Origin of the sequence: Lactobacillus sp. B4007, from assembly GCF_026535895.1 — a bacterium.
Taxonomy (GTDB): domain Bacteria; phylum Bacillota; class Bacilli; order Lactobacillales; family Lactobacillaceae; genus Lactobacillus; species Lactobacillus panisapium.
In genome coordinates, this window is the sequence record NZ_JAFNPA010000002.1 from 88,989 (window position 1) to 108,536 (window position 19,548).

Here is a 19,548-nt window from a genome sequence, read left to right on the forward strand (position 1 = left end):
AAAGAGTTGCATCAGCAACTCTTTTTTAGTAGCTTAATTTAGTTATTCACTGAATAGAACTCTTGTCCCTTCAGGTACGTAGATATCTTTTTGAATTGGGGTTAAGCACCCATCTTTGGCATTGCGCTTATATAAAGTTGCATTGTCAGAGTTTTGGTTAGTGGCAACAACAAACTGTTCACTTTCATCCCAGTTAAAGTCTCTCGGAAATTCGCCAAAAGTCGATACCCGTTGACGTAATTGGAGTGTATGATCATCGTTAACTGCAAAAACAGTAATTGAATCATGACCACGATTAGAAACATAGATAAATTTACCATCGTGGCTAATTTTAATTGCGGCAGCACCATTGTGATCGGTAAAGTTGTCAGGAATAGTTGAATAAGTGGCAATACTTGTAAATGTCCAATCACTCTCAGAAAATTTAACAACGTTAACTTTACTTGAAAGCTCACCGACAACGTAAAAGTAATTACCATCAGGGCTGAAAACGATGTGTCTGGTTCCGAAGCCGGGCTCATTTTGGTACTTGGCTAAGTGTTCCAGATGATTGTCTTTGAGACGGTAAAAGTCGACGCAATCATTACCGAGATCACAGCTAACCAGGTTTTTCTTCGGTGTTTGGTCAAAAAAGTGGGGGTGTGGTCCGTCTGCTTGTTCTTGCTTTGGGCCAAGAGTGTCGGCAGTGTGGGTAACGGAATCAATTAAGCTTAATTTGCCTTCGTCAGTATATGAAAAAACAGCTAAGGCAGCGGTATGATAATTGGCTGTATAGAGCAATTTATCTTTGCGATTAATGCCAATATAAGCTGGTGATGATCCAGGTGTTAAGTATGAATCCTTTTCTTGATACGCGCCGTTAACTAATTGGAAAGCGCTAATGCCGCCTTTATCACCCGCATTATTAATTGTAAAAATTAAATCGCCATCCTGAACAAAATAAGTAGGGCCGCCGACCTTGATAACTTCTCTAGCGTCTCCAAGCTCGACTTCTAATCCTTTTTTAGAATTGTACAGTGGCAATTCATAAATACCAGTAGCTTTCTTTTTAGTATAGCCACCAATTAATAGCTTCATTTATTAAGCCTCCATCTCAAATTTTGGTTTTATTATCTAATAAGATTAGTATAGCATGACATTTATTTGTAAAAAATTTGAATGGTTCGATCACCTTAAAAAGTGGTAAAGTATGGTATCGGATTTAACGATAAAAAAGTTTTTAAAATAAGAGGTACGCTGAATGGACGAAAATAAAATTCGAGAGCTTTATGCTAAGAATGATGTTTCTGAAGTTTTTACTAATTTGCAGTCCTCATCAGACGGATTAAGTTCTGAAGAGGCAGCTCGTCGATTACAAAAATATGGTTCTAATGAGATTAAAAAATCGCAGGAAGAATCAGAATGGAAAGCATTTTTCAAGAATTTTATCAGTATGATGGCTATTCTGCTTTGGATTTCCGGTGCGATAGCAATGCTAAGCGGGACAGTCGAACTAGGAATCGCAATTTGGCTAGTTAACATCATTAACGGATTGTTTAGTTTTTGGCAGGAACGAGCAGCTAAACGAGCAACGGATGCCTTAAATAATATGTTGCCGACCTATGTACAAGTTATCCGTGATGGTAAAAAGGTTCAGATTGATTCTAAGACATTGGTTCCTGGCGACGTTTTTATTTTACAAGCAGGAAATTCAATTCCGGCAGATGCGCGCTTAATCTCTGCCAGTTCGATGCAGGTTGATCAAAGTGCCTTAAATGGTGAATCAGTTCCGGAATCAAAAACAACGGAATATGCCCCTGGTGAGGGCAGTTACGCTGAAACTAACTTGGTTTATTCGGGTACGACTGTTGGAGCAGGTACTGCACGTGCGGTTGCATTTGCTACAGGAATGAATACTGAATTTGGTAAAATTGCGCAGCTGACCCAAAAGCAAAATAAAGTCGATAGTCCGTTAACGCAGGAGCTTAACCGTTTGACTAAGCAATTATCAATTATTGCTGTTTCAATCGGAATCGTCTTTTTATTAGCAGCAATTTTCTTTGTTAAATATCCTTTCGCAAAAGCCTTTATTTTTGCATTAGGGATGATTGTTGCCTTTATTCCAGAAGGACTTTTACCAACTGTTACCTTAAGCTTGGCCCAAGGAGTTAAGCGGATGGCGAAAAAACATGCGCTGGTTAAGGAACTTAATTCAGTCGAAACTTTGGGTGAAACGACCGTTATCTGTTCTGATAAAACGGGGACATTAACCCAAAATCAAATGACTATTCACTACATTTGGACGCCTAAAAATGAATATGAAGTTACCGGTAACGGTTATGAAAATAATGGACAAATTGAGTTAAACAAAAAGCAGTTATGGTATGAAGAAAATCCTGATTTGCATAAATTAGTTCAAATTGCTTCTCTTGATAATGATACTGCTGTTCAGCCAAGTAAAACTAAGGGTGGAAAGCCCAAAATTTTGGGAACGCCGACTGAAGCTTCTTTGATTATCATGGCTGAAAAGGCTGGCTTTGATCGACAAAAGGTATTAGTTAAATATCCACGTTTACGGGAACTGCCTTTTGATTCAGATAGAAAGCGCATGTCAACGATTCATCGTTGGAATGATACCCAAAATATTATCTTTACTAAGGGTTCTTTTAGTGATGTCATCAAGCAATGTGATCAGATTCAAGTTGATGGTCAAGTTCGGGCTATGACTAAAGAAGATCAGGATTTAGCCAAAAAGCGTAATGCTGGATATGCAGCTAAGGGATTACGAAGCATGGCAATGGCTTACCGCATCATTGATCAAACAACTGATGTGAATAAATTGACAATTGAAACAGCCGAAAATCATTTGGTATTTGTTGGCTTGACCACAATGAGTGACCCACCTCGACCAGAAATATATAATGCTGTTAAACGTTGTCACGAAGCCGGAATTAAAATCATCATGGTCACTGGTGATTCAAAACTTACTGCCAAAACGGTTGCTGTGCAAATTGGCCTTACTTCTGATGCCGCTCGGGTTATTTCGGGTGACGAGCTAAATACAATGAGTGAAGACGAGCTTCGTGAAGCCCTGAAAGGTGAAGTAATCTTTGCTCGGGTAGCGCCTGAACAGAAGTATAAGGTTGTTAAAACATTACAAGAAAATGGTGAAATCGTTGCTTCTACAGGTGATGGTGTCAATGATGCGCCTGCCTTAAAGCAAGCCGACATTGGTATTGCCATGGGAATGACTGGGACCGATGTTGCAAAAGATGCAGCTAATATCATTCTGACAGATGATAACTTTGCTTCAATTGTAGCCGCAATTGAGGAAGGGCGTGCCGTTTACAGCAACATCAGGAAATTTTTGACATATATTTTAACGTCAAATGTGCCAGAAGCTTTTCCGTCAATCCTCTTCTTGTTATCTGGTGGACTAATTCCGCTGCCAATGACAGTTATGCAGATTTTAACTGTTGACTTAGGAACGGATATGCTGCCTGCTTTAGGATTAGGTGGCGAGCCAGTTGATCCCGACGTAATGAAACAGCCACCAAGAAAGAGAAACGAGCATTTGCTTAATCGAAGCGTAATCGTTAAGGCCTTTTTATGGTATGGCTTAATTTCAAGCATCATTTCAGTTAGTGCCTACTTCTTTGTTAATATGCAAAATGGTTGGCCACATGTTCCTCTAGCTGGTAGCGGCTCAGTCTACATGCGCGCTACCACGATGGTATTAGGAGCAATTATCTTCTCCCAGATTGCTAACGTTTTAAATTGCCGGACGAATAAAGTTTCTATCTTTAAGAAGGGGCTGTTTACTAACCGCAGTATCTGGTATGGAATTATTTTTGAAATTCTCTTATTCCTAGTTCTAACGGTTACCCCAGGCTTGCAACAGCTATTTAATACCACAAGATTATTACCAGTTGACTGGCTATTCTTATTCTGTTTGCCAATACCGCTAGTTTTAATCGATGAAATTAAAAAATGGGCTCTATACCACCGAAAATAATTGGAAATAAAGAAAAACCGCTTATATATTAGTTAAGCGGTTTTTGTTATGCTAAAATTAAATCTTAAGGAGCGTAACAAAATGAAGTGGATATCAACAATTACAAAAGTAGGTCAACAAGCCATTGAGCCTGAAGGCAATATGGTGATTTTATTTGGTGAAAACGTCACTAAAGATTTAGTTGACGTTTCGATTATTCAAAAATTTGATACTAAAACTCCTGTTAGTGGCTTTATTTTTAAAAAAGGCGATACAATTACAATTGATGGGCAAACTTATGTTGCTGATTATGTTGGAGCAATGGTTGAAAGTGACATGAAGGCCTTAGGCCATATTACGTTATTTTTCAATCAATCAAAGCCTAAAAATCCATTAGCAAATGCTGTTTACCTCACGTTTAGTGCAAAACAGACTATGCCAGCATTTAATGTTAACGATGACATTATTTATGAACATATTTAATTAGGATGATTTAATGAATTCTCAAGGAAAGTATAAAAAGCAAACTGTTTTTCAGAAATGGTTTTTAAATAATCGTTTTAGTATCGTTTTAGTCAATATTTTATTATTCTTCCTAATTATTTGGGTGTTTAATAAAATTTCATTTGTTCTGAATCCAGCTAAAGTATTTGTTAGTGCTATTTTGCCACCATTAATCTTGGCACTGATTCAGTATTATATTATGAATCCTCTGGTTGATTTACTGGAGCGAAAATTTAAAGTTCCTCGTGTGGCTACAATTATTGGATTATTCTTGTTAGTTGCTGTTCTGCTTATTTGGACCGTTAATACGTTATTGCCAATAGTACAGGCACAAATTGATTCATTAATTCGTCACTGGCCACATATTTGGAATGATGCAACAATTGCAGTGCAAAACATGCTAAGCGACCCGCATCTGCACAGTGTGAAAAATAATATTAATGATGCAATTACACGTGGCCAGGACATGATTTTTAAATCTGGACAAAATACGATTGATGCGACACTAGATAACATCTCGTCTGCTATTAGCATCGTCACGGTAATCTTTATGACACTGTTAACTGCGCCGTTTATTTTGTTTTTTATGTTAAAGGATGGCCATAATTTACGGCCATACTTGATGCAATTTGCTCCTAAGAGATGGCAAGATGGTTTTGGACAACTGCTTTATGACATCAATTTTGCTTTGTCGTCTTATATCCGTGGTCAATTAACTGTTGCCTTTTGGGTAGGAATTATGTTCGGTATTGGTTATAGTATTATCGGACTACCGTATGGGATAGCTCTTGCCGTTTTAAGTGCCTTTTTGAACTTAATACCTTATTTTGGGACTTTTATTGCGTTTATTCCTGCAATTGTAATAGGAATTATGATTTCTGTTCCGATGGTCATTAAGGTTTTAGTGGTCTTTTTCGTCGAGCAAACAATTGAGTCCAGATTAATTAGTCCGTTAGTCATGGGCAATAAAATGGAAATGCATCCCGTAACAACAATTCTTTTACTGATTGGTTCCAGTTCAGTTTGGGGACTGTGGGGCGTAATTTTTGGTATTCCAATTTATGCTATTTTGAAGATAATTACCATTCGCGTGTATAATTACTATCGCAAGGTTTCGAAAGTCTTCGAGGAGGATGAGACCACTTCCTTAACTGAGAAGGATAGTAATAAAAATAATGAAGTGACAAAGAAGTAAAAAAAGTGTGGTCACAAAGCCACACTTTTTCAATTAAGGAGAAAAAATTGACTAATCACGTTGTTTTATATGAGCCTTTGATGCCAGCAAACACGGGCAATATTGCTCGTACTTGTGCAGGCACCAATACTGTTCTTGATTTAATTGAACCATTGGGTTTTCAAATTGATAATAAAAAAATGAAACGTGCTGGACTTGATTATTGGGATAAAGTTGATGTACGTTTACACGATGACTTGAATGCTTTTTTAGCTAGTTTGGGTCCAAATGATGAAATGTATTTGATTTCTAAGTTCTCTGCTAAAAACTACGCTGAAGTAGATTACACTGATTCAAATAAGGATTATTACTTTGTTTTTGGCAAGGAAACTACCGGATTGCCCGAAACCTTTATGCGCGAATATTATGATTGCAACCTGCGAATTCCTATGTCGGATAACATTCGGTGTTATAATTTAGCAAATTCAGTTGCAATTGTTTTACTTGAAGCATTAAGACAGCAAGGATTTCCACAACTTGAGACAAGTCATCACTATGAAAATGACAAGTTAAAGGATAATTACAATCGCCCTGAAAGATATGAGCGTAACCTAAAAGGAGAATAACAATGGAATTTAATAAAGAAACACCTGTTTTGGTAAAGAACTTTCACTATGATTTAAACGAAGAAGCTGAGACTAAGGATGAAGTTAACTTCGGCCTGAAGAAAGTTGAAAAGCAAAATGAGGATGGCACAACTGATGCCGGTGAAGACGGTAACTATTTTGATATTACGGTTGTGTTTGACGTTGCTCCAGCGCCTGGCGATTTTTCGGTTAGCGGCATGATTAGTCAAATAGTTCAGATTAAGGATTATTTTGGCGATGGTAGTGACCTTTCCAAAGCTGACTATAAAATATTAAGTCGTCCGTTAGTTGAATATATTGAGACTTTGACTTATGAAGTTACGCAAATTACGCTGGATGAACCGGTTAATTTGAACTTCCAAGCCAATTTTTAATTCTTAATTAGGTGCCGTTATGCCTAAGAAGAAGAAAAAAACAACAAAAGCGCGAAAAAAGACGCAAAATGCGGGCATTACCTGGGCGGTAGTCGGTCTTGTTGAAATAATTATCGTTTTCTTAGCGGTAGCCAAATTTGGTATTTTAGGTAAACAGATAGCCAACATTTTCCGCTTGTTTTTTGGTGATTCTTATTTGCTGGCTGCTGGATTATGTGCAATTTTTGGCTTAGTGATGTTAATTTATAATAAGCCGATGCACTTCAAGTTTAAACGCAGCTGTGGCTTATTTTTAGCTATTTTGGGCATTTTATTGATTCAAAGCAGTATTTACTTCGAACGTGAACTAGTGAATAACGCTTTTATGAATGTTTTTTGGCATGAAATGTCAGCCGAATTCGGTCGTGCTGCAATTACCAAGTCCGTGGGCGGCGGGGTGATTGGAGCAATGTGTTATCAACTTTTTTACCCATTGCTCGGCCATATTGGTTTACGCGTTTTTGCCGTTTTATTTATCCCAATTGGCATTTTGATGTTTTTTGACGTGAAGTTTGTTGATGTAATTAATAAATTTCAAAAGTTTAGCCAGCTTTTTATCAGCAAAAATAAGGAAGCGGGAACTAAACTAAAAGATAAATACAGTTCGCTTCGAGAAAAGCAAGCCGAAAAAAAACAGGAACAGCTGGCAAAGGATTTTCACGATCCGCTTTCTTCTGAATCACCTGTGTTTCCTAATGTTGATGATTTTACCGTCAAAAATGATACCGAAACGCAGGCAGATAATCAGGAATCGGATGAAGATATTTCCCAAACTGATTTTGCACTTGATGAAGTTACACCGCCTGAACCAGAAGAATCCAAAGAACAAGTTCAAATTGCAAGCCATGATGATGAACAACCCTCATTTGCTAATAAGACAAATTTTGAACTAGATGATGATGCTTTACCAAAATCTCATTCATTTGACGACGAAGATGAAAAAATGAAGCAGGAACTCGGTAGCGTCGATCATGGTGACCTTGAGCAGAGCGCTACTTCAAGGCCTAAGGTGGAGTATAAGAAGCCACCAATAACTTTGCTTGATCCGGTAAAAAACACTGATCAAAGTGCTGATAAAGCTTCAATTAGAAAAAATACGCAAAAATTACAAGCTACTTTTAAAAGCTTCGGTGTGAACGTTATTATTAAACGGGCAATTTTAGGGCCAACAATTACGCGTTACGAAGTTCAACCTGCTGTGGGCGTGAAAGTTAGCAGAATCGTCAATTTAGCGGATGATTTAGCGTTAGCTCTTGCTGCCAAGGACATCAGAATTGAAGCGCCAATTCCAGGTAAACCATTTATTGGAATTGAAGTTCCAAATAGGGCAACTTCAGTGGTGGCATTTAAGGATGTTATGCAAAATCAGGATGCTAAAGCAAAAGCTGACCCAATGGAAGTTCCCCTTGGTAAGGACGTAAGTGGGCAAATCATTTCGGCTAATTTGGCCAAAATGCCCCATCTCCTAATTGCCGGTTCGACGGGTTCCGGTAAGTCAGTTGCCATTAACACCATTTTGACAAGTATTTTAATGAAATCCACGCCAGATCAAGTTAAACTGATTTTAATTGATCCGAAGATGGTTGAACTGTCAGTTTATAATGGTGTTCCTCATTTGCTTATTCCCGTTGTTACCGACCCTAAGCTAGCTGCTAATGCCTTAAGCAAGGCTGTTAAAGAAATGGAACGACGCTATAAGCTCTTTGCTGCTAGTGGTGCTCGTAATATGGGTGAATTTAACGAAAAAGTCCGTATTAATAACCAGGATAAGACTAAACCCGTAATGAAACCATTACCTTACATACTGGTCGTAGTCGATGAGCTGAGTGATCTGATGATGGTTGGCGGTCATGATGTCGAAGGTGCAATTGTGCGGCTAGGCCAAATGGCGCGTGCGGCTGGTATTCACATGATTTTGGCTACTCAACGGCCTAGTGTTGATGTTATCACCGGTTTAATCAAGGCGAATGTACCTTCAAGAATCTCCTTTGCGGTTTCAAGTGGTGTAGATTCAAGAACTATTTTGGATCAAACTGGAGCAGAGAAACTCTTGGGAAGAGGGGATATGCTTTATATGCCTGTAGGGGCATCAAAGCCTGAACGTATTCAGGGTGCCTATATTGCCTCTCATGAAGTGGAAAAAGTCATCTCTTGGGTAAGCAACCAGCAAAAACCTGAGTATGATGAAGGAATGATTCCGCAAAAAAATGAGGAAACTGCTGAAAATAATTCCGATGAGCCAGAGGATGAGTTTTACGAGCAAGCAGTTGACCTGGTAAGACGGCAACAGACGGCCAGTGTTTCGATGTTGCAGCGCCGCTTCCGCATTGGTTATAATCGTGCAGCGAGAATTGTTGATGAAATGGAAGCAAAGGGAGTAGTTGGCCCTTCAGAGGGCTCTAAGCCACGACAGGTGTTATTACCACCGTTAAAGGAGGATGACAGAGGCTAAATTTTTAAGAAAGTTTAGCATGTCTAATTTTTGTTCAGTTTTCCGAAAAAATAATGGTAAAATAGAATTAAAATGGATATGACATTTAAATTGTAGCGGTAATTTACTAATTATTATGTAATTACATTACGGTTTTTAATTGTTGGTTCATAAATTAAGTAGTAAAAGGGAATGTTGTGATGCGACGAGCGATTGTATTTGGTGCAACTGGCGGAATCGGTCAGGCGATTTGTACTGAACTAGCACAATCTGGCTGGTCTTTATATCTTCATTGTCACACTAAGTGGCAAGAGGCTTGTCAATTGAGCCAAAAGCTAATGCAGCAATATCCAGAGCAGGATTTTATTCCAATTAGACTAAGTTTTTTAGCTGAAAATAGCGATTTATCAAAGTTCGTTCAAGACTTGTTGCCGCTTAATGCCGCTGTATTTGCTCAGGGTATTACGGATTATCATTTTGTAAATGGGCAAGAGATGAGTCAAGTTGACGATATGATTAAGGTCAACTTAACAACACCGATTAAACTAGCTGGACTTCTAGAGCCACTTTTAACTAAAAATGATTTTAGTCGGATTGTTTTTCTGGGTTCAGTCTACGGCAAACAAGCTAGTGCGCTTGAAGCTGTTTATAGTGCAACCAAAGCCGGACTTACGGCTTTTAGCCAAGGATATGCACGAGAGGTGGCTTCAGCTAATTTAACGGTCAATGTTGTTGCCCCCGGTGCGGTTGATACGGCAATGAATGCCATGATTTCGGCGGAAGACATGAACGAAGTAAAAGAAGAAATTCCTGCTGGGCGCCTCGCTAGGGGAAGCGATGTTTCCTACTGGGTCAACGTTTTGCTTGACAAACGTTCTAGTTATTTAACAGGTCAGACAATTTATGTAAGTGGTGGATGGCTTATATAATGGTAAAAGTAATTAGTAGTATATGTTATACTCAAAGTGTAAATTAGAAATTAAAAGAGGTAACTATGGCAGATATCGGAGACAAATTACGCAGTGCCAGAGAGGCAAAGGGACTTTCAATTGAAGATATTGAAAAAGCAACCAAAATTCAAGGTAGATATCTGACGGCAATTGAACAGGATGAATTTGAAAAACTCCCTGGTGATTTTTATGTGCGTGCTTTTATTAGACAATATGCGCAAGTTGTTGGTTTAGATGGCAAACAACTGCTTAGTGAATATCATAATGAAATTCCGCAGGCGGAACCTGAGGAATACGTTGAGGATTCAATTGATAATAAGAGTGAGGAAGTCCGCAAAACAACTAGTAGCAAAAAGAAACTTTGGAAAGAATATCTTCCCCGAATTATCGTTGGGATAGGTATTATTGTCGTTATTTTGGTTTGTTACGTTGTTTATGCGCATTTTTCAGCTGGTAATAATCAGAGCAATAATAATTCTGCTAATGACGTATCGGTTTCTTCCGATAATACAAACAAGCCGAAAAAGCAGAAGAAAATTAAGAAGAGCTCTGTCAAAATCAAGGAATTGGCCACGGCGCAATACCGTGTTACTGGCTTAAAGAAGAACCGTAATTTGGTTGTTCGTGCTGGTGAGCAGGCTACTAACGTTTCTATTTCAATCAATGGTATCCACCAATTTTCACAGGTTTTGAACCCTAATCAAAAGCATACTTTGAATTTACCAACTACTGCTCAAACAGTAACGGTTACTTTTGGTAATGGTTCTGGAACATCCATTTCTTTTGGTGGCAAAAAAGTACCATATGATACGCAAACAACTGGCAATACTTTAACCTTCTATATTGGTAAGCAACACCGTGTAAACCAATCTAATACGACTAATAATAGTAATTCGACTACTAATAATTCAACTACTGGTCATTCGGGGACAACTACCAACCAGCAACAGAATCAACATCAAAATAGTGGAACTACAAACAACCAGCATACTGGTCAGACTAATAGTCAAACTGGTGGCCAAGGTGGTCAAACCGGCCAACAGACTGGACAAGCAAATAATAATGAACAGAGCGGTGAAACCAATCACTCTGATAGCTCTTCAAGTACTGGTACTGATGGGAGATAAAGAGCTATTCAATTAGGAGGAAAAGTAAAGAATGAATTTACCCAATAAATTAACGGTTTTTAGAATTATTTTAATTCCGGTATTTATGTTAATTATAATTTTTGGCGGTGATGCCAGTACGCAGGTTGCTGGAACAACTGTCTACTGGAAATTAGTTATTGCTGCGATTGTTTTTGCGGTTGCTTCAGCTACCGACTGGTTTGATGGTCACATTGCCCGTTCACGCAATTTGGTAACTAACTTTGGTAAATTTGCCGACCCGTTAGCAGATAAGATGTTAACGATGACAGCATTTATTATGTTGATTTCCTTGAAATTGGCACCGGCTTGGGTTGTTGCTATTATTGTCTGCCGTGAACTAGCAGTAACCGGATTACGGTTAATCTTAGCTGAAAATAAGGGCCAAGTGATGGCAGCAGAAATGCCAGGAAAGATTAAGACCACTTGTCAAATGTTATCAATCATCTTTTTATTGATCGGTGACTTCTACCATATCGGTACGATTTTACTTTACCTTGCACTAATCTTTACTATCTACTCAGGATGGGATTACTTCCACAGTTCATGGGATGTATTTAAAGGGTCAATGTAAGTTTATGAGAATTAACTAAAAAGCACCAACTTTGTTGGTGTTTTTTGTTTGCTCTGATATCGCCATTTAACGTTCTCATTTGCCAAGCTCAGTTTAACTTGTTAGGATTAAATTAGAAATAAAATTGAAAAAGGGGGAATTTTATGGTAAAGGAAATACCAATGGTTGAATTTAAAAATGTGACTAAGATTTATCCGAAGTCAAAACAACCAGCAGTTGAAAATATTAATTTCAAAATAGATAAGGGTGAATTTTGCTGTTTAATTGGTACCTCTGGCTCAGGAAAAACTACGTTAATGAGAATGATTAACCGGATGAATAGTATAACTAAGGGCGAGGTTTTAGTTAACGGTAAAAACGTGACAGAATTTAACCCGGTAAGTTTACGCCGGCGAATAGGTTATGTCATTCAAAATAATGGCTTAATGCCACACATGACAATTAGGGAAAATATTGTTTTAGTACCTAAATTATTAAAATGGCCTAAAGAAAAATTAGCTGAGGAAGCTAAACGATTAATCAAGATGGCAGAATTACCGGAATCATTTTTGGATCGCTATCCGGTTGAATTGTCAGGTGGACAGCAACAACGAATTGGTGTTGTTCGGGCATTGGCTGCAAATCAAAATTTAATTTTAATGGATGAACCTTTTGGTGCACTTGATCCGATTACTCGTGAAAGTTTGCAAACACTGGTACAAAATTTACAAGTGCAATTGGGCAAAACGATTGTTTTTGTAACGCATGACATGGACGAAGCTCTCAAATTGGCTACTAAAATTGTCGTTTTGCATGATGGACAACTTATTCAGGTAGGAACACCTGAAGAAATTTTGCACCATCCGGCAAATGACTTTGTTAAGAGCTTAATTGGTGAAGAGCGTCTGTCAGAAGCAAAATATGAAACGGTCAAAGTTAAGAATGTGATGACAGCTCCTGTCAAAATTAATTTAGGCGCATCGCTTACTGATGCGTTGACCATGATGAAAGAGCACCGCGTTGATACCCTACTGGTAGTTGATGATGATAATCACTTAAAAGGCTATATTTCAATTACTGACTTGCAGCGTAAGTATCCTGAAGTAAGTACTGTAAGTGATATTATGTTGCCAGTTACTGCCACTGTGGAATCGGATGAATATTTGCGGGATAACTTTAGCCGCATTTTAAGTCGCAATGGGCAATATATTCCAGTGGTTGATTCTGCTAATAAATTAGTTGGAATCGTCACTCGCTCTAGTTTGGTAAACGTTGTTTATGAAAAAATTTGGGGCGACAAGAGTACGTTAAAGACGCAGACTGAAAAGAAGGCGAATTAAAATGTCAGCTTTTATGGCTCAGCACGGTTCCGAATTGTTAGTTAAAACCTGGCAGCAAATTTATATTTCTGCAATTTCGCTTGCACTGGGAATAATTGTCGCAGTTCCTTTAAGCGTCATTTTAATGAAATTTCCGCGAACAGCAAAAGTTGTAATTGCGCTTGCCAGCATGTTGCAAACAATTCCGGCACTAGCATTATTAGCAATGATGATACCCTTCTTTGGTGTGGGCCGAGTGCCAGCAATTGTGGCTTTATTTCTTTATAGTTTAATGCCAATTTTACGTAATACTTATGTCGGCTTGATGGATGTCAATGCGGATACGGTCGATTCAGCTCGTGGGCTTGGCATGACAGAAATGCAATTGATTTTAAAAGTAGATATACCATTGGCAATGCCAGTGATCATGGCTGGAATCCGTTTATCCGCCATTTATGTGATTGCTTGGGCAACCTTGGCTTCATACATTGGTGCAGGAGGCCTAGGTGATTTTATCTTCAATGGCCTTAGCTTGTATCAGCCCGACCTAATTTTTGGTGGTACTATTCCAGTAATTATCCTAGCTCTGTTAACAGATTATTTACTAGGTAAATTGGAAAAAAAGATCACGCCAAAAGGCATATAGGGAGGCTAACATAATGAAAAATTGCTTTAAAAAATTAACATTATTGATTACTGCTTTTTTGGTTATGCTGGCTACCAGTGGTTGCGGTTTACCAGGATTATCTGACAGTCAAGGAAGTAACGAAAATATTAGAATAACTGCGTTAACAACGACTGAATCGCAAATTGTTGCTAATATTGTGGCGCAACTTATTGAACACGAAACGCCATATAAAACTTCGATCGTAAATAATTTGGGTTCGGCACCTATGCAGCACCAAGCGCTTTACCGCCATGATGCCGACATTCAGGCAGCAGCCTATGATGGTGGTGAACTGACTGCCAATTTGTTATTACCGGCAATCAAAGATTCAAAAAAGGCTAATAATACGGTTCGACGCGAAGTAAAGAAGCGGTGGGATCAAACGTATCTTCATACTTATGGCTTTGCCAATAATTATGCATTCATGGTTAGGGCAAAAGATCAGAAGAAATACCACCTGTACAATATTTCAGATCTAAAAAAGGTGCAAAATAAGTTTTCCTTCGGGGTTGCATCTGAATGGGTTAATGCCCCAGGAGTAGGCTATCCTGCTTTTCAGACAGCTTATGGCATCACTTTTGCCAAAGCCCATCCGATGAACATCGGGTTAGTTTATTCAGCTTTAAAAAATGGCAAAATGGACGTTATTTTAGGTTATTCAACCGATGGCCGAATCGATAGTTATAAGCTGCACCTGTTAAAAGATGATAAACACTTCTTTCCACCGTATAATTGCGGTATGTTGATTAATAACTATGTTTTGCGCAAGCACCCGGAATTAAAACCACTTTTAGAGCGGTTAGTAGGTAACATTAGTGTTCATGATATTCGTAAAATGAATTATGACGTTGATGATAAGCTGCTTGAACCGTCCACGGTGGCGCACCAATTCTTAGTAAAGCATGATTACTTTAGAAAGGAGAAATAATGGCTAGATTATCTTTATGGCAGCAATTTATTTATTATTATCAACATAATGGCTTTTATGTGCTTGAACAGTTTAATCGAACTTTTCTAATTTCGATTTATGGCGTGTTATTTGCGGCCATTATTGGAATTCCGTTAGGTATTTTTATTTCACGTAATGCTCATTTAGGTGATTTTGTCGTTGAAATTGCTAACTTTATTCAAACTATTCCTTCGCTGGCATTACTGTCAATTGTAATGATCGGCTTGGGATTAGGCGTGATGACGGTCATTTTTACTGTTACGCTATATTCTTTGTTGCCGATTATTAAAAATACATACACTGGGATGCGCAGCGTTGACAAAAATGTAATTGATTCTGGTAAGGGCATGGGTATGACTAAATGGCAGGTATTGCGCATGGTTAGATTGCCTTTGTCAATGTCAGTTATTATTGCTGGCCTAAAAAATGCGTTAGTTATTGCCATCGGGATTACTTCGATTGGCTCCTTTGTTGGTGCAGGGGGTTTAGGTGATATCATAATTCGTGGTACCAATGCTACTAATGGTAGTGCAATTATTTTAGCTGGTGCGTTGCCAACGGCACTAATGGCCATATTGGCAGATATCATTTTAAATTTCTTGCAAAAATGGTTACAGCCGAAAGGATTAAAAAAATAAAACAGCTTTTTCGCGTATTTAGTAGTGAAGGAACAAATTTAAACATTTGTTCGCTTATTCCTTGCAAATATACACTAAATCAAAGTATAATTAGTACGTACTAAATTGAGGACTATACTAGAGGAGGAAAAATACTTGGCCAAAGATGAGAAACAGGCTGCATTAGAAAATGCACTGAAGAAAATTGAGAAAAATTTTGGTAAAGGTGCTGTTATGCGCATGGGCGATAAGGCAAATACTAAAATTTCGACCATTCCATCTGGTTCGCTTGCACTTGATGCAGCTCTTGGAGTTGGCGGCTATCCGCGCGGAAGAATTGTTGAAATTTATGGGCCTGAATCTTCAGGTAAAACTACCGTAGCTTTGCATGCTGTAGCAGAAGTGCAAAAGCGCGGGGGAACAGCTGCCTATATTGACGCAGAAAACGCAATGGATCCAGCCTATGCAGAAGCACTTGGAGTTGACGTTGACTCACTTATTTTGTCACAACCAAATACAGGTGAGGAAGGCTTGCAGATTGCTGACACGCTGATTACTAGTGGCGCGATTGACATTTTGATAGTTGACTCAGTCGCTGCTTTAGTGCCCCAAGCTGAAATTGATGGTGAAATGGGCGACAGCCACGTCGGACTTCAAGCACGGTTAATGAGTCAGGCTTTGCGTAAGCTTTCTGGGAATATCAATAAAACCAAAACAATTGCTATTTTTATTAACCAGATTCGCGAAAAAGTTGGGATTATGTTTGGTAATCCAGAAACCACACCTGGTGGACGTGCACTGAAGTTTTATTCGACAATTCGGCTAGAAATCAGACGAGCTGAAAAGATTAAGCAGACTGGTGGAGAGATAACCGGTAATCGTGTCAAGATTAAAGTTGTCAAGAATAAGGTTGCGCCGCCATTTAAGGTTGCTGAAGTTGATATGATGTATGGTAAAGGGATTTCACAAAGTGGTGAACTTCTCGATATGGCAGCTGATAAAGATATCATTGCCAAGGCCGGTTCGTGGTACTCGTATAATGAAGAGCGAATTGGTCAAGGACGTGAAAACGCCAAGAAATACCTTGAAGACCACCCAGATATTTATGATGAAGTCCAACAAAAGGTACGTCAGGCATATGGCATTGATGAAGAATCTGTTGCTGAACGCGAAGATCCTGAAAAAATCAAAGCTAAGAAAACAAAAGAGACTGAGAGTAAAGAAAAGGAAGCTTCTGATAAAAAAGAAGCAGATAGCAAAAGTAACTAAAGTCGAAGAGATTAACCTTGACCTGTAAAATAGGTCAAGGTTTTTTTCTACTTAATTGACATCACCACCACGGTTCATTATTATTAATACTGTGTGAATAATCTTAAAAAAATAAAAAAAGGCGATAGTAATCATGACAAATACAATTTTGATTCCCGTCGCAGTTGCTATTATTTCAATTTTATTGGGAACAGGTATTGGATATGCTATTCGCAAGAATGGCTGGGAAAAAAGAGCGCAAAATGCTCAAAACGATGCCGACCATATATTAACCGAGGCAAAAGCACAAGTAGATGCTGCAAAAGCTGAAGTCAACGCACAAAAGCAAGCAGCAGATGCTTTAAAGCAAAGTGCACAAAACACGAAAAAAGAAAAAATTCTTGAAGCTCAAGAAAAGATTCAAGAATATCGACAAAAAGTTGAGGATGAGTTAAACGTCAAGCGCGATGCGATTGCACGTGATAATAACCGTTTACAGCAAAGAGAAGATACTCTTAATCACAAGAATTCTTTGATGGTAGAAAGGGAGGATGAACTCAAGGAAAAGGAAAAGCAGCTAGCTAAAGAGCAAACTGATCTAGATCAAAAAGTTCAGGAAGCTGATGAACTAGTTGAAAAGAGCCAGCAAAAGCTCTATGAAATTGCTCATTTAGATAAGGAGCAGGGTAAGAAACTGGTGCTGAGTCAATTATCAGATGAGTTAGTCAAAGAACGAGCAGAAATGATTAGAAATAGTAATGAAGAAGTTCAAGCTAAAGCTGATCATTATGCACACAAAGTTATTATTGACGCAATTCAAAGCAGTTCTGCTGATACTGTGGCAGAAACAACGGTATCGGTTGTAGATTTGCCAAATGAAGAAATGAAAGGACGAATTATTGGTCGTGAGGGCCGTAATATTCGCTCCTTTGAGGCACTTACTGGAATCGATTTAATAATTGATGATACACCGAAAGTTGTTACTCTAAGCGGTTTTGATGCAATCAGACGAGAAATTGCCAAACGAGCAATGGAACGTTTGATCAAGGATGGCCGAATTCACCCAGCTCGAATTGAAGAGATGGTTGATAAGGCACGTAAAGAAGTTAATGATGATATTTATGAAGCTGGAGAGAGCGCTTTAATGGAATTAGGAATTCATAAAATGAATCCTGAGCTTGTTAAAATTCTTGGTCGGCTAAAATATCGGACTTCTTACGGTCAAAATGTTCTTGGCCATTCGATTGAAGTTGCAAAACTAGCCGGTACAATGGCGGCTGAACTAGGTTTAAATGAGAAATTAGCGGTTCGCGCGGGATTATTACACGATATTGGAAAAGCCATCGATCATGATATTGAAGGGTCACACGTTGAAATTGGTGTGGAATTGACGAGAAAGTATCATGAACCAGATGTTGTTGTTAATGCAATTGCAGCGCATCACGGGGATGTACCGAAGTTATCGTTTATTGCTGAATTAGTTGTTGCAGCAGATACGATTTCATCGGCTCGTCCAGGTGCCAGGAGTGAAAGTTTAGAAAATTATATTAGAAGATTGACTGAACTGGAAAAGATTGCTAATAGATATGATGGGGTTAAGCAGGCATATGCCATTCAGGCTGGACGTGAAGTTCGGGTAATGGTTGAACCAGAAAAAATTTCTGATGATCGCATCACGGTATTGGCACGTGATATCCGAAATCAAGTTGAAAAAGAGCTTGATTATCCTGGTAATATTAAAATTACAGTTATTCGAGAAAAACGAGTAGTTGCAGTTGCAAAATAAATAAAAGGTTGAACTTTTGTAGTTCAACCTTTTTTGTTTGTTCTAAAATAAAACTAAAAGCATAATTGTTGGCGCGTTTAAGCATAAAATTGCACCAAAAAGCATATTTTTAAAAAATGAAAGGGTATACAATACGAATTAGATAGGAGGACAATGATGGATCAAGCAGTCGCTAAAGATCTAAAAGGCTTTTTGCAAGAACTAGGATATCCGTTTGATTCTATTTCAGCTTTGCTAGATTCTGGAAATATGACGCGTTATTTTAATTCAAAATGGCTAAAAAGTTCACATTCATTTGCCATATTAGATCAAAAAGCAACTGATGAGCAGCTGTTAGCTTGTAGTGATGTAAGTAATATTTACCAATTTGTTCCTCCTTATTTTGCCGCGCTATCTAGTAAAAACGGGTTGCAGGCAATCGAACGGCTTTCATCATACGAGCAATTAATTGGGCCAATTGAGATTGGTACTTTCAAAGAGGGGGAAAAGCTAAGAGTTCATATAAGCTATTTAGATGATTCGCGGAAAAATTCAAGGTTTAGTCTATTGGTGGATCAAATCTCATTGATTAGTTTGCTTAGGACTGGGACCGGTAAGCTAATTAAGCCATTATCAATTGGCAGTAAATTTAATTATGGTAAGAAAATAACTGAATACTTAGGACTTAGCGCCCAAAGCTGCCATGATAATTACTTGGTTTTTAGTAAAAGCGATCTGTTAAAACCATTTTTAACCCAAAATGATATTATGTGGAATTTTATGGAACCAGGATTAAAAAAATATATCAGTGACTTAAAGGTTGATCCACCATTCAAGGCAATAGTGCAGAATACTTTGTTTAAACTAATTGCTGGCGGGAATTTTCAATTAAAAGATGTTGCTAATGCGTTAGAAATATCACCACGAACTGTTCAACGATGGTTAAAAAATGAGGGAACAAGTTATAAAGAGCAAGTTAATGAAGTCCAAAAAATTTTGGCACTTAATTTATTACAGGATGCGACACTAAATACAGCTGAAGTCAGTTTTTTAGTCGGTTTTAACAATGTGACTACTTTTTACAAAGCATTTAAAAGGTGGACAGGGAGAACTGTCCTGAAATACCGACACCAAATGATTATTAATAAAAATAGTATTAATGCCGCTAGCTAATTATGCAAAAAGAGGATAGA

General features: G+C 38.2%; 17 protein-coding genes. 16 read left to right on the top strand and 1 reads right to left on the bottom strand.

What is annotated here, in order from left to right; translation table 11 throughout:
- Positions 1–42: 42 nt before the first annotated feature.
- The gene (locus J3U54_RS03680; protein ID WP_267385129.1) at positions 43–1,077 is read right to left on the bottom strand and encodes a lactonase family protein; all 1,035 of its coding nucleotides are present in this window, start codon (positions 1,075–1,077) and stop codon (positions 43–45) included.
- Between the two features lie 163 nt (positions 1,078–1,240).
- Here J3U54_RS03680 and J3U54_RS03685 point away from each other — a divergent pair, with 163 nt between their 5' ends.
- The 16 genes from J3U54_RS03685 (at position 1,241) to J3U54_RS03760 (ending at position 19,528) form a co-directional block, all read left to right on the top strand.
- The gene (locus tag J3U54_RS03685) at positions 1,241–3,994 is read left to right on the top strand and encodes a cation-translocating P-type ATPase (protein ID WP_103752088.1); all 2,754 of its coding nucleotides are present in this window, start codon (positions 1,241–1,243) and stop codon (positions 3,992–3,994) included.
- Between the two features lie 81 nt (positions 3,995–4,075).
- Positions 4,076–4,456, top strand: coding sequence for a PTS glucitol/sorbitol transporter subunit IIA (locus tag J3U54_RS03690; protein WP_103752089.1), 381 nt, complete (start codon positions 4,076–4,078; stop codon positions 4,454–4,456).
- 13 nt (positions 4,457–4,469) lie between these two features.
- Positions 4,470–5,672: an AI-2E family transporter gene (locus J3U54_RS03695; RefSeq protein ID WP_267385130.1), complete on the top strand. Its 1,203-nt coding sequence runs from the start codon at positions 4,470–4,472 to the stop codon at positions 5,670–5,672.
- Positions 5,673–5,719: 47 nt separating this feature from the next.
- Positions 5,720–6,277, top strand: a complete 558-nt coding sequence (locus J3U54_RS03700) for a tRNA (cytidine(34)-2'-O)-methyltransferase (protein ID WP_103752091.1) — start codon at positions 5,720–5,722, stop codon at positions 6,275–6,277.
- 2 nt (positions 6,278–6,279) lie between these two features.
- The gene (locus J3U54_RS03705; RefSeq protein WP_103752092.1) at positions 6,280–6,672 is read left to right on the top strand and encodes a DUF1149 family protein; all 393 of its coding nucleotides are present in this window, start codon (positions 6,280–6,282) and stop codon (positions 6,670–6,672) included.
- A gap of 19 nt (positions 6,673–6,691) precedes the next feature.
- A complete protein-coding gene (locus J3U54_RS03710) occupies positions 6,692–9,163 on the top strand; it encodes an FtsK/SpoIIIE family DNA translocase (protein ID WP_267385133.1) in 2,472 nt (823 codons plus the stop codon).
- A gap of 179 nt (positions 9,164–9,342) precedes the next feature.
- Entirely contained in the window at positions 9,343–10,071 is a 729-nt protein-coding gene (ymfI, locus tag J3U54_RS03715; protein WP_267385135.1) for an elongation factor P 5-aminopentanone reductase, read from the top strand.
- Between the two features lie 65 nt (positions 10,072–10,136).
- Positions 10,137–11,219 carry a helix-turn-helix domain-containing protein gene (locus J3U54_RS03720; protein ID WP_267385138.1) on the top strand — a complete coding sequence of 361 codons (1,083 nt, stop codon included), beginning with the start codon at positions 10,137–10,139 and terminating at the stop codon, positions 11,217–11,219.
- Positions 11,220–11,250: 31 nt separating this feature from the next.
- Positions 11,251–11,811: a CDP-diacylglycerol--glycerol-3-phosphate 3-phosphatidyltransferase gene (pgsA, locus tag J3U54_RS03725; protein WP_103752096.1), complete on the top strand. Its 561-nt coding sequence runs from the start codon at positions 11,251–11,253 to the stop codon at positions 11,809–11,811.
- Positions 11,812–11,954: 143 nt separating this feature from the next.
- Entirely contained in the window at positions 11,955–13,130 is a 1,176-nt protein-coding gene (locus tag J3U54_RS03730; RefSeq protein ID WP_103752097.1) for an ABC transporter ATP-binding protein, read from the top strand.
- Position 13,131: 1 nt separating this feature from the next.
- Positions 13,132–13,755 (top strand): ABC transporter permease, encoded by a 624-nt coding sequence (locus J3U54_RS03735; RefSeq protein WP_103752098.1) that lies wholly within the window; start codon positions 13,132–13,134, stop codon positions 13,753–13,755.
- Between the two features lie 13 nt (positions 13,756–13,768).
- Entirely contained in the window at positions 13,769–14,704 is a 936-nt protein-coding gene (locus J3U54_RS03740) for an osmoprotectant ABC transporter substrate-binding protein (RefSeq protein WP_267385139.1), read from the top strand.
- Positions 14,704–15,363, top strand: a complete 660-nt coding sequence (locus J3U54_RS03745) for an ABC transporter permease (protein ID WP_103752100.1) — start codon at positions 14,704–14,706, stop codon at positions 15,361–15,363. The genes J3U54_RS03740 and J3U54_RS03745 overlap by 1 nt, the downstream gene beginning before the upstream one ends.
- A 135-nt stretch (positions 15,364–15,498) precedes the next feature.
- Positions 15,499–16,611 carry a recombinase RecA gene (recA, locus tag J3U54_RS03750; protein WP_103752101.1) on the top strand — a complete coding sequence of 371 codons (1,113 nt, stop codon included), beginning with the start codon at positions 15,499–15,501 and terminating at the stop codon, positions 16,609–16,611.
- Positions 16,612–16,744: 133 nt separating this feature from the next.
- Positions 16,745–18,376 (top strand): ribonuclease Y, encoded by a 1,632-nt coding sequence (rny, locus tag J3U54_RS03755; RefSeq protein WP_103752102.1) that lies wholly within the window; start codon positions 16,745–16,747, stop codon positions 18,374–18,376.
- Between the two features lie 156 nt (positions 18,377–18,532).
- A complete protein-coding gene (locus J3U54_RS03760; protein ID WP_267385140.1) occupies positions 18,533–19,528 on the top strand; it encodes a helix-turn-helix transcriptional regulator in 996 nt (331 codons plus the stop codon).
- The last annotated feature ends 20 nt before the right edge of the window (positions 19,529–19,548 follow it).

Bases quoted from the DNA above. Each gene is read 5' to 3' on its own strand.
- J3U54_RS03680 (WP_267385129.1), bottom strand. From the start codon at position 1,077: ATGAAGCTATTAATTGGTGGCTATACTAAAAAGAAAGCTACTGGTATT.
- J3U54_RS03685 (WP_103752088.1), top strand. From the start codon at position 1,241: ATGGACGAAAATAAAATTCGAGAGCTTTATGCTAAGAATGATGTTTCT.
- J3U54_RS03690 (WP_103752089.1), top strand. From the start codon at position 4,076: ATGAAGTGGATATCAACAATTACAAAAGTAGGTCAACAAGCCATTGAG.
- J3U54_RS03695 (WP_267385130.1), top strand. From the start codon at position 4,470: ATGAATTCTCAAGGAAAGTATAAAAAGCAAACTGTTTTTCAGAAATGG.
- J3U54_RS03705 (WP_103752092.1), top strand. From the start codon at position 6,280: ATGGAATTTAATAAAGAAACACCTGTTTTGGTAAAGAACTTTCACTAT.
- J3U54_RS03710 (WP_267385133.1), top strand. From the start codon at position 6,692: ATGCCTAAGAAGAAGAAAAAAACAACAAAAGCGCGAAAAAAGACGCAA.
- ymfI (WP_267385135.1), top strand. From the start codon at position 9,343: ATGCGACGAGCGATTGTATTTGGTGCAACTGGCGGAATCGGTCAGGCG.
- J3U54_RS03720 (WP_267385138.1), top strand. From the start codon at position 10,137: ATGGCAGATATCGGAGACAAATTACGCAGTGCCAGAGAGGCAAAGGGA.
- pgsA (WP_103752096.1), top strand. From the start codon at position 11,251: ATGAATTTACCCAATAAATTAACGGTTTTTAGAATTATTTTAATTCCG.
- J3U54_RS03730 (WP_103752097.1), top strand. From the start codon at position 11,955: ATGGTAAAGGAAATACCAATGGTTGAATTTAAAAATGTGACTAAGATT.
- J3U54_RS03735 (WP_103752098.1), top strand. From the start codon at position 13,132: ATGTCAGCTTTTATGGCTCAGCACGGTTCCGAATTGTTAGTTAAAACC.
- J3U54_RS03740 (WP_267385139.1), top strand. From the start codon at position 13,769: ATGAAAAATTGCTTTAAAAAATTAACATTATTGATTACTGCTTTTTTG.
- J3U54_RS03745 (WP_103752100.1), top strand. From the start codon at position 14,704: ATGGCTAGATTATCTTTATGGCAGCAATTTATTTATTATTATCAACAT.
- rny (WP_103752102.1), top strand. From the start codon at position 16,745: ATGACAAATACAATTTTGATTCCCGTCGCAGTTGCTATTATTTCAATT.
- J3U54_RS03760 (WP_267385140.1), top strand. From the start codon at position 18,533: ATGGATCAAGCAGTCGCTAAAGATCTAAAAGGCTTTTTGCAAGAACTA.